The following is a 15,039-nucleotide window of genomic DNA, read 5'->3' as shown; positions in this document are numbered from 1 at the left end:
ATTATAGTTTTCTAAATTTTTTATTAACAAGAGGTGATAAAAATGACTAATGTAGTAGTATCAGGTGAGCAGTTGCAAGAAGCCTTTCGTGAAGTCGCAGCAATAGTAGACTCAACGGTGGCAATAACTGCGGGACCTAGAGGAAAAACAGTAGGGATTAATAAGCCCTATGGAGCACCAGAAATTACAAAAGATGGTTATAAGGTGATGAAGGGTATCAAGCCTGAAAAACCATTAAACGCTGCGATAGCAAGCATCTTTGCACAAAGTTGTTCTCAATGTAACGATAAAGTTGGTGATGGTACAACAACGTGCTCAATACTAACTAGCAACATGATAATGGAAGCTTCAAAATCAATTGCTGCTGGAAACGATCGTGTTGGTATTAAAAACGGAATACAGAAGGCAAAAGATGTAATATTAAAGGAAATTGCGTCAATGTCTCGTACAATTTCTCTAGAGAAAATAGACGAAGTGGCACAAGTTGCAATAATCTCTGCAAATGGTGATAAGGATATAGGTAACAGTATCGCTGATTCCGTGAAAAAAGTTGGAAAAGAGGGTGTAATAACTGTTGAAGAGAGTAAAGGTTCAAAAGAGTTAGAAGTTGAGCTGACTACTGGCATGCAATTTGATCGCGGTTATCTCTCTCCGTATTTTATTACAAATAATGAAAAAATGATCGTGGAGCTTGATAATCCTTATCTATTAATTACAGAGAAAAAATTAAATATTATTCAACCTTTACTTCCTATTCTTGAAGCTATTGTTAAATCTGGTAAACCTTTGGTTATTATTGCAGAGGATATCGAAGGTGAAGCATTAAGCACTTTAGTTATCAATAAATTGCGTGGTGGTTTAAAAGTTGCTGCAGTAAAAGCTCCAGGTTTTGGTGACAGAAGAAAGGAGATGCTCGAAGACATAGCAACTTTAACTGGTGCTAAGTACGTCATAAAAGATGAACTTGGAATCAAGATGGAAGATCTCACGCTTGATGATCTTGGTACGGCTAAAAATGTTAAAATTACTAAAGATAATACCACAGTTGTCAGCGAAAATAGCGATTCTGACAGTGTGAAAGCTAGAATCGAACAGATTAAATCTCAAATTGAAACTTCAACTTCTGATTATGATAAAGAAAAGCTAAGAGAACGTTTAGCGAAATTATCAGGTGGCGTTGCTGTGCTCAAAGTTGGTGGAGCAACTGAAGTGGAAGTTAAAGAACGTAGAGATAGAGTCGAAGATGCGCTGCATGCAACAAGAGCTGCAATTGAAGAAGGCATAGTTCCAGGTGGTGGAGTTGCGCTTCTTTATGCTTCATCTGTTCTCGACAAATTAAAAGGTGCAAGTGACGAAGAGCAAATAGGCATAAACATTATCAAGAAAGTTCTCAGTGCTCCAATTAGAAGGTTAGTTAAAAATGCTGGTCTTGAATCTGCTGTTATAATTGACTATTTGATTAAGCAGAATGATAAAGAGCTTATATACAACGTTGAGGCTATGAATTACGCTAATGCATTTACAGCTGGTGTGATTGATCCAGCAAAAGTGGTGCGTATTGCTTTTGAAACAGCGGTATCTGTTGCGAGTGTGCTGATAACTACTGAATCTATGATAGTTGATGTACCAAGCAAAGAAAATGCTTCATCTCCTATGGGTGCAGAAGAAATGAGTGGCATGGGTGGATTCTAAGTAGAATGAAACCGTGGAGCAATTGCTCCACGGTAGTTCCAAAAAATCTCACATTTTACTATTCGTTAAAGGTAATACGTTTGGTGCAGAAATGCACTACTGTTTGCATCCGTTTCACTCCTTTATATTGTGGTTGTCTAATAACAAAAAGGCAGCATAAGAAAACTATAACCCCTAGTATATTTATACTATAGCTGACCCAAGCAACACGTCATACCGCGATTCATTCCACAACTGTACGAACATTACGATATGGCACATAGTAAACGATGTCATGAAAGTAGCTGACACTGGAATGACACCCTTTTGGATGGAAACCAGTGTCACGCACTGGCATGACACCCATTTGTTCCTATAGTTGTCTTTTCTCGTCTACCTTATTTTGCCACTCTGCTGAACAGATACAATTTACAACCACCCCCCTACCCTTTTTAGTTGTTCAGCAAATATAGAGAGGTTAAAGGGAGTGGTATTACTTAAACAACTAAATAAAAAACCAGGTAGATCATTCTGAAATTCTTGCATTTTTGTCCATAATTTTGTTAAATAACTTCCCTTTTGGTCATATCGAACCAAATTTCTTTTTCACGCCACCTTTTAAGCCACTTTCGTTAGTTTTTGTCATAATGCGATCAAACACTCCCAATAACCTCTTTAATAGGTTTGGAGTTAGCGAAGAGATAAGATCAACAGATACGTTATTGTTTTTGTCATCACCACTTGCTTTATAGTCTATTGAAACGATTCCCCTACTTTTCCCGCCAGTAAGAAATTTCCCAATTATAGGAATTTTTAACAAAGATTTATTAATTGAATATGCTGGTATTACCTGTCCTTCAACTTGGAATTTATAATTTCTAATGTCGAGCTTACCGCTAGTGCTAATGCCTAATTCCGCTCCTTCAAGCCAAGATTCTTCAATTTCGACAGAGCCGTCTTTGTATGAGAAAGGTGCATTGCATTTATAAAAGTATACACCTTCATTTTTTATGGCATTTACAATGCCAGGCAATGAAGACATCGACAATAAAGTAGTAAGTAGTGGAGCATCTTTGATGTAGAAATTGCTAATGGATAACGTACCATAATGTTCTCCACTTTCTCTCTGAGGAGAGAGATAAAAAGACAATTTGCCGTTTTTAATTGATTTACTAATGCCTAAAGAACGCGAAAGTATACCTGCATTATCCGCATATATTTCGAGCCCTATTCCACTGTATTCTGCTAGTATATTGCTGCTATCTTCCAGAAACTGCCCTGTAAATTGACTTCCATTGCAATTACCTTTAGTACAGGTTACATTCAGCTTAGCATTTTTGATAACGATGCCTTCTTTCATCATTGCATTGTCAACATTCATACTAATCTCTATATCTTTGTTTAATCCATTACTGTTTTTGCCAAGCAAGCCTAAAATATCACTTAAGTTAATTTCCTCACCATAAATAGTTATGGCATTTTTTTCCTTACCTGATTCAATTTCTATACTAAAATCATTATCAGGCAATTTAAAGCTACTAGAATTTAAATATAAATTTCCATTTTCTACTCTTCCGCTGAATTTTATATCTAGGTCATTTCCTACAACATCTAATTTGTCTATTAACAATTCACCTGCTCCTTTTAACCTTGTAGAAAACAAAATTTTATTGTGATCTTCAAAACGATTTTTCCATCCTAAATAACTTGAACGTGATTCAAGCTCTGATAAATCCATATTACCATTAACATGCCCCGTCTTATCTTGATTTATCACCGATTCTATATTTGTATTGACATAGCCACCTATATTTTCATCAAAATTAAGTATTTGAGCGGGTAAATCTCCGGTCAAATTCCAGGCGAAACTTTCATTCCTATTGCTACTTTTCAGGTCAAATAATAGCTGTGTGTTATTCACCATACCACTACCATTTAAATCTATAAAGTCACTGCCAAAACTAAGCTTAATATCATATTTACCAAGACTTGCATTATAGACGGCTAAATTGTCAATTTCAGAATGAAAATTGGCCGAAAAATCTACTTTTTTGTCATCAGCGTTTAGATTAAAAATGCGAAAATTAAATACGGATTCTGCCATTCCACTTACTTTATCCCTTTCAACCTTCACCACATCATCCGGCTTAAATTTTATAGGCTCATATAAACCATAAGCATCACTTACAGCTTGGCCATTAATGGTTAGAACTGAATTTTCCTTATCGAGAGATTTCATTTCAATATCACCACCATTAATAGTGAAATTCTGAAACTTAGCGCTATTTACAGTAATTTCAAGATCGTTATTCTTGATGATCAAATCACCCTTTAATTCCTTTACTTGCTCAAAATCTTCATCAAACTTTACGCTACCGTTTTCTATATCAGCAACAATTACAATGTCTGACAGATCGCCATCAACCAATTTGCCATTGAAACTTACAATGGTATTTAAAACATCCCCATCAATATTATCACAATACCAGCTTTTAAATTTATTATTCACTACACCATCTGGTACATAAGTACATAAATCTTTTGCAGCAAACTTACTAATATTAATTCTAAGCAAAGCATGGCTTGTACTAAAGTTCATTTTGCCTATTAAAGAGAGATACGTGCCATTTAACTTAAAATGAAAGTTTTTTACACTAATAATTCCATCACTATATGTTAAATTTATATTTACATTAGTTAAGGCCAAATTTTTGTTCAAATAATTTTCTGTATTCAATACGTATATATTTCCATCTACAATTTCATCCTTTTTATTAATTTTCACTGAGAAGCTTCCTTTGAATCCTATATTTTTGTCCAAATTGTAGCTTTTAACTAATGTAGAAAACTTGCTCAATAGTCCCAATTTTAGATCATAAAATGTCCCGTACACATTTAGCAAATTGTTGCGATTTTTTATCGTAATTGATAAATCATCCAAAAATCCCTTTCCATCTTTTGTATTCACATGAATATCTAAAACATTAAAATCTTCCCCCTTCCCTATATATAATTTATCAATAAAAAATTCATCTTCTGTGCTTTTATCAATAGCGATGTTAGTAAATTCAATTTTTGAATCCGCACTTAAGTCAAAAAAAAATTCCCTTATTGTTTTTACTGAGTTTTGCAGATTAAAATTTACTGCTTTAAAGTCAGCTTCTTTCTGATTGATACATACATGCACATTATCAGCTGAAACCTGAGAGAGATTTGTGCTAGCTTTAAATAAGGAACTTAACTTAAAATGTACAAAAAGCTCAGGAACTTTTATAGTAAAATTAGGGTTTGCTATTGCCAAATCTGTAATGACTAAATACGGATCTTTGCTACCTTTCTGCCAAACAACTGAGGTATTCTCCATATTAACGCTTGAGCCAACAAATATTTTTGATATTTTATGTTTAACATAAAAATTAATATAATTAATATTGATTTCTAAAGGCTTTAAAAAAATAAAGAAGCACAATATGAACAATAAAACTACGGAAAATAATATAGTAATTTTTTTAAGCATCGATTATTGCTTTTCTCGCTAAACTATCAGCCTCCTCATTATACTTATCGCCACTGTGTGCTTTAACCCACTTCCAATCAATTTCGTGTTGTGAAGCAACGTTGTCTAGCTCTTTCCACAATTCCATATTTTTTACTGATTTTTTATTACTTGTTTTCCAGCCATTCATTTTCCACTTATTTATCCACTCTGTTATGCCATGTTTAACATAAAGACTATCCGTATATAAATTAATATTACAAGAAAATTTCAATACTTTCAGCCCATTGATCACCGCTGTTAACTCCATTTTATTGTTTGTGGTATTTTCTTCTCTACCATAAATGTCTTTTCTATAATCTTGAAATAATATGATAGCTGCCCATCCTCCCGCTCCAGGATTACCAGAACACGCCCCATCCGTATATATTGTCACTTCCTTTTTGCTCATCTTTAACTGTAATGAATTAATAAAGTATATAGTTGCTTCTATGAAAGCACAATTTCTAAAGGTAGTTTAAGCTGCACCTTTAAATTTTATTATAGAAACAAAAAAAAGTGTGACAACGAGCATTACCAAAAGGAAAAGTAAAAAATAGTTTTTATGCTTCTGCCGTTCTTTCATAATTAAAATAAATCAATAGAACAAAAAATAATACTGGCGAATAGGGAAAATAGATAAGAAATTGAGTAAGAAAACATTTGTTTCTGTGAGTTGTGGTTCTTGAATCTGAGAATTGATATAGCGTACCAAATAAAGATGCAACCTGCAAAAATTGCCATGCTTAGATAAAGTAAAGCCTTTTTCAAGAATAGAGCTGGAAGCAAGCTAGTTAGCACCAGCAACACACTATAAATTAATATATATTTTCTTGTTTTTTCCGGACCATAAACAATATTGAACATAGGAATCGATGCTCTTGCATAGTCTTCAGACTTATTTAAAGATAGGGCCCAAAAGTGTGGTGGAGTCCACATAAAAATTACTAAAAATAAAATGAAACTTTCCCAACTTACAGAATTAGTCACAGCTGCCCAGCCAATCATTGGAGGGAAAGCACCTGCTGCACCACCGATAACGATATTCTGCGGAGTGCGTCTTTTGAGCCAGATCGTATATACAAAAACGTAAAACAATATGCTGATTGCAAGTAAAGCAGCAGAAATATAGTTTACTGCTATTGCCATGATAAATACTGACAATATTCCAAGAGTTATACCAAATTCAAGCGCACTTTCTGCAAGAATTCTGCCTGAGGGTATAGGGCGGTTTTTTGTCCTTTCCATGAGCAGATCTATGTCTTTGTCATACCACATATTTATAGCACCTGCAGATCCTGAGCCAAGAGCAACACATATAAGAGATATTAGTGCTAGAAAAGGGTGTATACTACCTGGTGCAGCAACCATACCGGCAACTGCAGTGAATACCACAAGGTACATTATCCTTGGCTTCAGCAAACGCCAAAAATCCAGTATTGTTGATTCAACATTTAGCAAAACACTTGTGTACATTCTATTTTACCACTGGTGGTTTTTCGAAAGTATGAAAAGGCGGTGGTGAAGATACCGTCCATTCCAAGGTGTCACCTCCCCAAGGATTATCTCCAGCTTTCTTGCCCCATTTAAAAAGATGTATAACTATAAACACAAAAAACATAACTGAAACAAAGGACATATACGAACCAATTGAGGATATATAATTCCAAGGGATAAACGCATCAGGATAATCAGGTATACGCCTTGGCATACCAGCTAATCCTAAGAAATGTTGAGGTAAAAAAGTGATATTGGTGCTAATAAAAGTAAGCCAAAAGTGGATTTGACCTAAGCGCTCATTATATTGTTTACCCGACATTTTACCAATCCAATAATAAAAGCCAGCAAAAGCTCCAAATAATGCAGCAAGTGACATGACATAATGGAAGTGAGCAACAACATAATAGGTGTCGTGCAGGAGCTTATCTATTCCACCATGAGAAAGAATTATTCCCGTTATGCCACCGCCAACAAACATAAAAATAAAACCTAGTGCAAATAGCATAGGGGTCTTAAACTCAATTGCTCCGCCCCACATAGTTGCAATCCAACTAAAGACTTTTACACCAGTTATAACACCAATAAAAATTGTGGTAGTGCTAAAAAATGCAGCAGCGTCAGCACTAAGCCCAACAGTGAACATATGGTGAGCCCAAACCATAAAGCCAAATACTGCTATACCTATCATTGCATAAACCATCCCTATGTAACCAAATACAGGTCTGTGAGAAAAAGTTGATACAACCTGACTTATGATGCCAAATGCAGGAAAAATAATTACGTAAACTTCTGGATGACCAAAAAACCAAAATAGATGTTGAAATAACACAGGATCGCCACCACCGGCAGGATCAAAAAAGGAAGTGCCAACATTGCGATCAGTAAGAAGCATAGTTATAGCACCGGCAAGCACTGGTAAGGCAACAATCAACATAAATGCTGTTAGCAAGACAGACCAAACAAACAGTGGCATCTTAGTTAATGACATTCCTTTTGTGCGCATGTTAAATATAGTAACTATAAAGTTGATCGCCCCAACAATTGACGACATACCAGCAACATGAAGTGCAAGTATAGCAATGTCAACTCCTGCACTTGGATGGGACATTACCTGTGATAAAGGTGGATATAAAGTCCAACCTGTACCTGGACCTTCACCAATAAACACTGAGAGAATGAGCAAAATAAAAGATGACACTAATAACCAAAAACTTAAATTATTCATACGAGGAAATGCCATATCTGGTGCGCCAATCATGAGAGGTACAAACCAGTTACCAAATCCTCCCATGAGGGCTGGCATTATCATAAAAAACACCATTATCAACGCATGCCCTGTAACCATTACGTTATATAATTGATAGTTATTGTTAAGTATATTAATGTGCATTAGCTGAGTGCGAATAATCACCGATAATAATCCACCAATAATTCCAGCTAATATGGAAAAAATAATGTACAGTGTCCCTATATCTTTATGATTGGTGGAAAACAACCAACGCTTTATGCCCTTTGGTACGTCACTCATATCTATACTCCAAATTTAACTCACTAATTTTCTATTTTCAATCCACTCATTAAAATCTTCTTTGCTTACTGCTTCAACAACAATTGGCATAAATCCATGGCCTTGACCACACAATTCATAGCACTGCCCGTAATAAACACCAGACTTTTTGATATTAAACCACGCCTCATTCAGCCTACCTGGTATCGCATCAATTTTTACACCAAAAGCCGGTACTCCCCAGCTGTGTATCACATCTCCTGCTGTAACTTGTAAACGAACATTAGTATTAATGGGTAAAACGACGTTGTTATCAACAGAGAATAGCTTTAAATCTCCTTCGATAAAGTCTTCTTTTCCCTTAATATAACTATCAAATGACACACCTTGATATTCTGGATATTGGTAACTCCAATACCATTGATGGCCAATAACTTTCAGTGTTATATCAGCTTTCGGTATTTCTTCCTGTAGCTTCAGTAATTTAGCGTTTTCAAAGGCTAATATTCCAACAATGATAGTTGGTATAACAAACCAAATAATTTCTAAAGGAACACTATGGGTAGTTTTACTTATGTTTGTTACTTTGCTTTTACGAAAGCGAAACGCTATATAAGCAAGCAGCGCCCACACAAAAAGCATTATTGTAACCATCACAAGCATCACAAACGAATGTGACCTAACTACAGCCTCCATTACTTCAGTTGCAGGAGCAGGAAATCCAAATTGCCAGGAAGTAGGAGCAGAGGCAACAGATATATTTGAGTAAAATATTATCAATAGTGCAAATAACTTCACCATATCTTTTGTTTGTTTGCTATAAAACTAAGTGATATACTGTATAATAGTATATATAAACTTACTATGCAAATAGAGATTAGTGATGGTTAATAATTTTTTAGCATTCAACAAGTATAATAGTACAATACTAATTGAGGAAAAAAGCATTTACATAAATCTATTGTAAGTAAAAATATTATAATATTTTAAATTAAGTATTTACTTTAAGTAAATTCTATAATAAGTTTAATAGTGTCTGTTACTGCTAATAACCCTCTAGCCTCACACCTAAAAGCAGTAACAGACACTATTAAACTTTATGACAAGTTTATAATCTGTAAGATCAAAGTCTTACAAGTTTCTTTATTTCATTATACATTGCAGTTTGTTAATTAACTTTTAATGCCTATGGTGGCATTTACAGCTTGGACCAAAGGTTTATGTATTATAGAAAATAATTATAAAAAAAACACACTATTTGTATACCATACAAACTTTTTTTATTCTGCATAGCTGAGTTACTAGATTCTGTAAACGAAATCTTTAGAGAAGCCAAATGGGCAAAGTTTCATGAAGGTCTTTGGCATCTCTTAGCATAGATCCCTTACTTAACCATCATACCGCGATTCATTCGCAGTATCTCAAAGCATAGATCCCGCTAACACGTAGCGGGATGACGATTGTCAGGCTAGCTGTCATCCCAGTGTCAAGCACTGGGATGACAAGGTATAAACCTTATCGTCATGCCGCCACAAACCGTCATACCGCGATTCATTCGCGGTATCTCTAGATCCCGCTAACAAGTAGCGGGATGACGATTGTCGTTTAGCCATAAACATTAAGAAATTTACCAAATAAAAAAAAAGGCAAAAGAAGCCCTGGGGTTATTATCCGCTTTAAAATATTGGCGTTTTTTATGTTTTAAACGCTTGACAAGCGAGATTCAGCCGCTTTTAATTGCAACTAACCTACGCTGCAAATGTTTAAGAAATTTACTAAGCAGAAAAAAAGACAAAGAATCCCCGAGTTAGCTAGTCTTTTACTATCTCTGTCGAGTATTGGCATTTTTTGATGTCTTGTAACGCTTTATAAGCGCGTTTCGGCTTATATAGGTAAAAACCCAGAAATTTTTAAAGACATGCGATGCACGTAGTGCGAAAAATTAAACATGAGACGCCAAATACCCTAAGTTTGACTCGCGACATAATGTTGAACATTTTTTTTTGCATTTCCAGAGCAAGTTCTTGAAACCTAAACATTATATGTACATCATCATGATCAATTCTAATGCATCTAACTAATGCTATGATGACCTTACCCAGAAAAAGTGGAGAGAAAGTTTGGAATGTTTTTTACAAAAAGAATGATGCATCAAATTGTTCTGGAATGCAATAGTTAATAGTGACGTTGTTTGTTATAAAAAATTTCTATATATTCAAATATAGCAGTTTTGATATGCTGTTTAGAGTGCCGAGAGGTGTCTATTGGTAACTCCCTTTTTAGAGAACTGAAGAAGCTTTCCACAACAGAATTGTCGTAACAACAACCTTTATGACTCATCTATGTTTTTTATGGATAAGAGATATTGATAACCTTGCGAAGTATATTGTGAACCTTGATCACTATGTAATAGTAGATTTTTGGCAGGTTTACGCTTGTTAACGGCCATTAATAAAGAGTCCATAACCAATTGTTTATTTATTGAACTGCTCATTAACTACCATGCGTGAATATAGATCGATTATTGTTGCCAAATATAGCCATCCTTCTTTGGTTTTTATATAAGTAATCCCATACTTTATTTGGTTGATCGACAATAAAGTTTTGGTCTAATATATTGGGAGCTACTGTCCGTTTGTTGTTTCTTAATTTTAAATTTTCTTCTCAATATAGCCTGAATACCATTTTTCTGCATAATACTTTGCACTGTTTTTAAGTTGCAACTTTTACCCAAAGCCTTTAATTCAGCATGAATTTTAGGAGCTCCATATCTACATTTAAAAGCTTTTTTTGAATATCTGCTTTTATTTGTTGATTCTCTACTGCTTATTTTCCTTGTAGTCCACTTATAGTAGCCACTAGCAGAAAACCCTACATAATTCCTGCACTTTATAGTGTTTACTATGCTCTTTTATGAAAAAATATTTTACTCTTTTTGACTGGCCAGGGCTTTTTTTAAAATGTCTCTTTCTCTTGTTACTTTTGCTAACTCTTTCTGTAAATCAAATCTCTCTTTGTCATAAGGTGCTACATCTGGAAATGCATTTGCCGCTGACTTTTTTTCGTTATATTTCTTCATCCATTTTCCTAATACACTATCCCTTATTCCTAGATCTCTTGCTACTTTTGCAACTGGTTGACCTACCTTTCTTTGTTCATTTGTCAGCTTAACAGCTTCCAATTTGAATTCTGCCGTATATTCTCTTGCCATTTCTAATCCTCCAAAATTTTATTTTACCCGAAAAAACTCCTTTCTTTCTCTCCACTTTTTCTGGGTAAGGTCAATTCGGAACTCTATTTCTTTTTTACGATCTTTACTTTTATTCTTATTGTTCATATAATATACCCTTCACTAATAATAAATTATTTTTAAATGTTTACTGTTATTTTCTTAGCAGTATTGGCATAAAGCCATAGCTTTTGGGTGAAGTCAAATCAAATTTTCAATTTTTTTTTGTTTATTTTTTTATGAAAAGGTAGAAGATATTAATAGCTGCTAATTTCTTTAAACGATGTTGTCGTAGATTCGTATTTTTATACACCAAAAAGGGTATCTTTGATGTCTCCTACAGCTCCAAACTCATAGCATCCATTTGCCAGCCTTTTAAGGCGCTTTATAGAAGGGTTAATAAAAGATGTAAAAAGGACGTCTAAGGTGCGTAGTAGCATTCTAAAGCCATCTATGGGAGACATTTTTTTCATCAACGCATTCAAAACTTAAAAAAATAAAAAACTTGAACATTTCTTCAGAATTGTGTATAATTATTAATGCTTTTTAAGGTTCTTTCTTATGACTTTTTCTAAGTTTCTTGATCCCAAAAATGATGTATCGTTTAAGCGTATCTTCGGTACTGAAAAAAATAGAGATATCCTTATTCACTTCCTCAATGATATTCTTGGCTTTACTGGTAAAAATGAAATAAAGGATATAGAGTTTTTAAGTACTATTCAAGACCCCGATATCGCCGCTAAAAAGCAAAGTATTGTTGATGTTCTCTGTAGAGATTCTACAGGTGCTCAATACATTTGCGAAATGCAGGTCGCTAAAACTAAAGGCTTTGAAAAACGTGCCCAATACTATGCTGCTAAAGCTTACTCAAGGCAAGCTGATAAAGGTGACCAGTATCATAACCTTAAGGAAATTATCTTCATTGCTATAGCAGATTGTGTACTGTTTCCTAATAAATCTGAGTACAAATCAAAGCATACTATTCGAGATGAAGACACTAATGAGCATGATCTAAAAGATTTCTATTTTATATTTATTGAGTTGCCAAAATTTCCAAAGAATAAGGAAGATCAGTTGGAAAATATAGTTGAAAAATGGGTTTATTTTTTTCGATATGCAGATGAGACTAGTGAAGAAGAGCTGGAAAAAATAATAGGTAGTGATGTAATAATTAAAAAGGCCTATGAAGAGCTAAATAGATTCAACTGGTCAGAAAAAGAATTTATTGCCTATGAACAGGAAATAAAACGTATTCTTGATGAACAGGCTGTCCTCGCTCAAAAACTTGATGATGCTACTGAAAAAGGTAGAGAAGAAGGTAAAGAAGAAGGCATCCAAATCGGACATGAAAAAGGCAGAAAAGCAGAGAAAATCGAAGTGGCAAAGAACTCACTTAAGGCCGGTATCTCTATTGATGTTATCGCTCAAATTACCGGCCTTTCGATAGATGAAATTCAAAAATTAAGGAATTAATACTTTACCTTGACCTCTAGCTTGAGTTAAATGACATTGAACAGAAGTATTATTTAGATAACTTTTAGGCTCCAAGCTTATTTGTTGTTCTTTTACGTCACTCACTTCTAATCTGCTTAACATTTGTTGCATTAATTGATTTATTACTGGGTCTATTCTTCTATTAAATTCAGCCATAAACTTATCAAACTTTTTCGGACTTAATCTACCGGGATCTCCGGGTTCTCTACCAGGCAATGCTTCCTCTGCGTATGATTTTAAAATCCCTGAAATTTCATTAAATTCACCACTCCTAATTTTTTCATTAATCTTCTCAAATAATTTCTCAAAATTAATATCTAAGCGGTGCATTTTTATACCACCTTTCGATTCAGCTTGCTTCTCTAATACTTCCTTGAACGACTTTATAATATCCGATGTGTAAAAAAGAGCCTTTACAGGATTAACATCAGAAAACTTAGGAAGAGGACACTTTTTATCTAGAAAAGCTTGTAACAAGAAAAACATCAAGCTAGCATTATTACTCGCACAAACTTCACGACTAAATTGGCTAGTATATTGGATATTTGGGTTTCTTACTGTATCAGAATGGTTGGAGCTACTTCCTGCTGTACCAGAACGGCTAGAGCTATTTTCTGAAAATGAAGGCAACGCAGCCCTTAAAGGGGAAGAGATAAACTGAAAAACACCTTTAACAGCATCTATCCATGAAGACGGCTTACTTGCTCCGCTTGTAGCTCCTATTTTGTTATAGCCTATTTCGTCACTTTGCGATGAATTGTCTGATGCATTATCATAAGATAGATCACACTTAGCTTCTTTTGTAATACTATATTGTACATCACGCTTCTTGCGAGTAGATCCACAATCCTCAATTTTCCATTGACATGGACTATCTTTGCCCCTGGCCTCCAAGTAAATACTCTCCTTCTATCCCTATCATGGCTAAGATAATCACTAGCAGGATATAAATACTCATTAAAATAAGTGCTTTTTATATATATGTTGTTACCTTCAGGTTCAAATTTCCATTGACATGAACTATCTTTGCCCCCTGGCCTCCAAGTAAATACTCTCCTTCTATCCCTATCATGGCTAAGACCATTACCAGCAGGATATAAATACTCATTAAAATAAGTGCTTTTTATATATATGTTGTTACCTTCAGGTTCAAATTTCCATTGACATGAACTATCTTTGCCCCCTGGCCTCCAAGTAAATACTCTCCTTCTATCCCTATCATGGCTAAGATAATCACTAGCAGGATATAAATACTCATTACTATAGTAAACACTTTTAATACATACCTCCGATGAAAATACTGCATTCTTTACTGACTCTGGTAATTCTCCTTTTATCCTTTCAAGCTCAGATTTTTTTTCCGAATGAACATTATGGTAATTACTCATCTCCATAATTCTTTTTACATAACGGGCTAACCTAAACTCCGCATTTTCTACACCTTTAACTTCAATACTAGCTCCAATATTGAGAAGATTTGTAACTTCACTAACATTCCCACTTTCTACAGCAGCAAATAAAAGTCTATCATACTCACTTTGCTTTGGTCCTAAAAAGTTTACTACTTCTGACTGACGATAGGTATTTGCTGCATCTAAAGGGTTTTTACCATCCTTATTTTTAGCTCCAATGTTAGCCCCCTTATCTATAAGAAATTTAACTATCTCTAAATGACCTCCTTCAGCAGCCCTATGCAAAGATGTGTAACCATCACTATCTCTAGCTTCAATATTAGCCCCTTTCTCAAGAAGTTCTCTAACGTCACTAAGGCGTCCTACTCCTGCAGCACTAACTAATAAATCATCATTGTTTAAAGTCATTTGTCCCTCCACATTTATAAAAACTTACCTAACTTAACTAAGCAATCACACTATAACAAGCCACTCTTACCCTGAGCTTTTTTCTTTCCTCAAGCAACACAGAAAGGACCATCTTCCCTCAAACAAGAATTCTGGAATGCCTTCACATAACATAGCCCACTCACAAACGTAAAATTACCTTAGCCATCACACACTTACATACCATAAAAAATTAGTAATCTAATGTATTTCAGGAATAGTACTCCACTTTTAAAACTTGTCAACCCCTAATTTAAAATTTTTT

At 34.6% G+C, this 15,039-nt stretch carries 14 protein-coding genes; 2 read left to right on the top strand and 12 right to left on the bottom strand.

Features of this window, described 5'->3' with window-relative positions:
- Nucleotides 1-42: 42 nt before the first annotated feature.
- A complete protein-coding gene (gene groL, locus AAGD72_RS03120; protein WP_341815096.1) occupies nucleotides 43-1,692 on the top strand; it encodes a chaperonin GroEL in 1,650 nt (549 codons plus the stop codon).
- Nucleotides 1,693-2,254: 562 nt separating this feature from the next.
- On the opposite strand, the gene AAGD72_RS03115 is transcribed toward groL, so the two are convergent.
- The 10 genes from AAGD72_RS03115 to AAGD72_RS03080 all read right to left on the bottom strand — a co-directional run bounded on the left by AAGD72_RS03115 (nucleotide 2,255) and on the right by AAGD72_RS03080 (nucleotide 11,918).
- Complete coding sequence (locus tag AAGD72_RS03115; protein WP_341815095.1) at nucleotides 2,255-5,188, bottom strand: AsmA-like C-terminal domain-containing protein; 2,934 nt, start codon at nucleotides 5,186-5,188, stop codon at nucleotides 2,255-2,257.
- Entirely contained in the window at nucleotides 5,181-5,618 is a 438-nt protein-coding gene (gene rnhA / locus AAGD72_RS03110) for a ribonuclease HI (RefSeq protein WP_151807582.1), read from the bottom strand. The genes AAGD72_RS03115 and rnhA overlap by 8 nt, the downstream gene beginning before the upstream one ends.
- A 176-nt stretch (nucleotides 5,619-5,794) precedes the next feature.
- Nucleotides 5,795-6,682 (bottom strand): heme o synthase, encoded by an 888-nt coding sequence (locus AAGD72_RS03105; RefSeq protein ID WP_151807583.1) that lies wholly within the window; start codon nucleotides 6,680-6,682, stop codon nucleotides 5,795-5,797.
- A 1-nt stretch (nucleotide 6,683) separates the two neighbouring features.
- A complete protein-coding gene (ctaD, locus tag AAGD72_RS03100) occupies nucleotides 6,684-8,234 on the bottom strand; it encodes a cytochrome c oxidase subunit I (protein WP_341815094.1) in 1,551 nt (516 codons plus the stop codon).
- 15 nt (nucleotides 8,235-8,249) lie between these two features.
- Nucleotides 8,250-9,014: a cytochrome c oxidase subunit II gene (gene coxB, locus AAGD72_RS03095; RefSeq protein ID WP_341815093.1), complete on the bottom strand. Its 765-nt coding sequence runs from the start codon at nucleotides 9,012-9,014 to the stop codon at nucleotides 8,250-8,252.
- A gap of 1,374 nt (nucleotides 9,015-10,388) precedes the next feature.
- The gene (locus tag AAGD72_RS03090) at nucleotides 10,389-10,553 is read right to left on the bottom strand and encodes an IS3 family transposase (RefSeq protein WP_081600772.1); all 165 of its coding nucleotides are present in this window, start codon (nucleotides 10,551-10,553) and stop codon (nucleotides 10,389-10,391) included.
- Nucleotides 10,543-10,662, bottom strand: coding sequence for a hypothetical protein (locus AAGD72_RS06365; RefSeq protein WP_394356550.1), 120 nt, complete (start codon nucleotides 10,660-10,662; stop codon nucleotides 10,543-10,545). The genes AAGD72_RS03090 and AAGD72_RS06365 overlap by 11 nt, the downstream gene beginning before the upstream one ends.
- 129 nt (nucleotides 10,663-10,791) lie before the next feature.
- Nucleotides 10,792-10,947 carry a transposase gene (locus AAGD72_RS06360; RefSeq protein ID WP_209472784.1) on the bottom strand — a complete coding sequence of 52 codons (156 nt, stop codon included), beginning with the start codon at nucleotides 10,945-10,947 and terminating at the stop codon, nucleotides 10,792-10,794.
- A 192-nt stretch (nucleotides 10,948-11,139) separates the two neighbouring features.
- On the bottom strand, nucleotides 11,140-11,424 hold the full coding sequence (locus AAGD72_RS03085) for a transposase (protein ID WP_039964423.1): 285 nt from the start codon (nucleotides 11,422-11,424) through the stop codon (nucleotides 11,140-11,142).
- Between the two features lie 323 nt (nucleotides 11,425-11,747).
- A complete protein-coding gene (locus AAGD72_RS03080) occupies nucleotides 11,748-11,918 on the bottom strand; it encodes a hypothetical protein (RefSeq protein WP_341815092.1) in 171 nt (56 codons plus the stop codon).
- 85 nt (nucleotides 11,919-12,003) lie between these two features.
- Between AAGD72_RS03080 and AAGD72_RS03075 the strand changes: the two genes are divergently transcribed.
- Complete coding sequence (locus tag AAGD72_RS03075) at nucleotides 12,004-12,915, top strand: Rpn family recombination-promoting nuclease/putative transposase (RefSeq protein ID WP_341815091.1); 912 nt, start codon at nucleotides 12,004-12,006, stop codon at nucleotides 12,913-12,915.
- On the opposite strand, the gene AAGD72_RS03070 is transcribed toward AAGD72_RS03075, so the two are convergent.
- Both AAGD72_RS03070 and AAGD72_RS03065 read right to left on the bottom strand, forming a co-directional pair.
- Complete coding sequence (locus tag AAGD72_RS03070; protein ID WP_220468173.1) at nucleotides 12,904-13,566, bottom strand: hypothetical protein; 663 nt, start codon at nucleotides 13,564-13,566, stop codon at nucleotides 12,904-12,906. The genes AAGD72_RS03075 and AAGD72_RS03070 overlap by 12 nt on opposite strands.
- Nucleotides 13,567-13,670: 104 nt before the next feature.
- Nucleotides 13,671-14,756, bottom strand: coding sequence for an ankyrin repeat domain-containing protein (locus AAGD72_RS03065; protein WP_341815090.1), 1,086 nt, complete (start codon nucleotides 14,754-14,756; stop codon nucleotides 13,671-13,673).
- Nucleotides 14,757-15,039: the final 283 nt, after the last annotated feature.

Source organism: Wolbachia endosymbiont (group A) of Chalcis sispes (assembly GCF_964026765.1).
GTDB classification, from domain to species: Bacteria; Pseudomonadota; Alphaproteobacteria; order Rickettsiales; family Anaplasmataceae; genus Wolbachia; species Wolbachia pipientis.
Note: the sequence above shows the minus strand (reverse complement) of the source record. Positions and strands in the feature narration are given on the sequence as shown.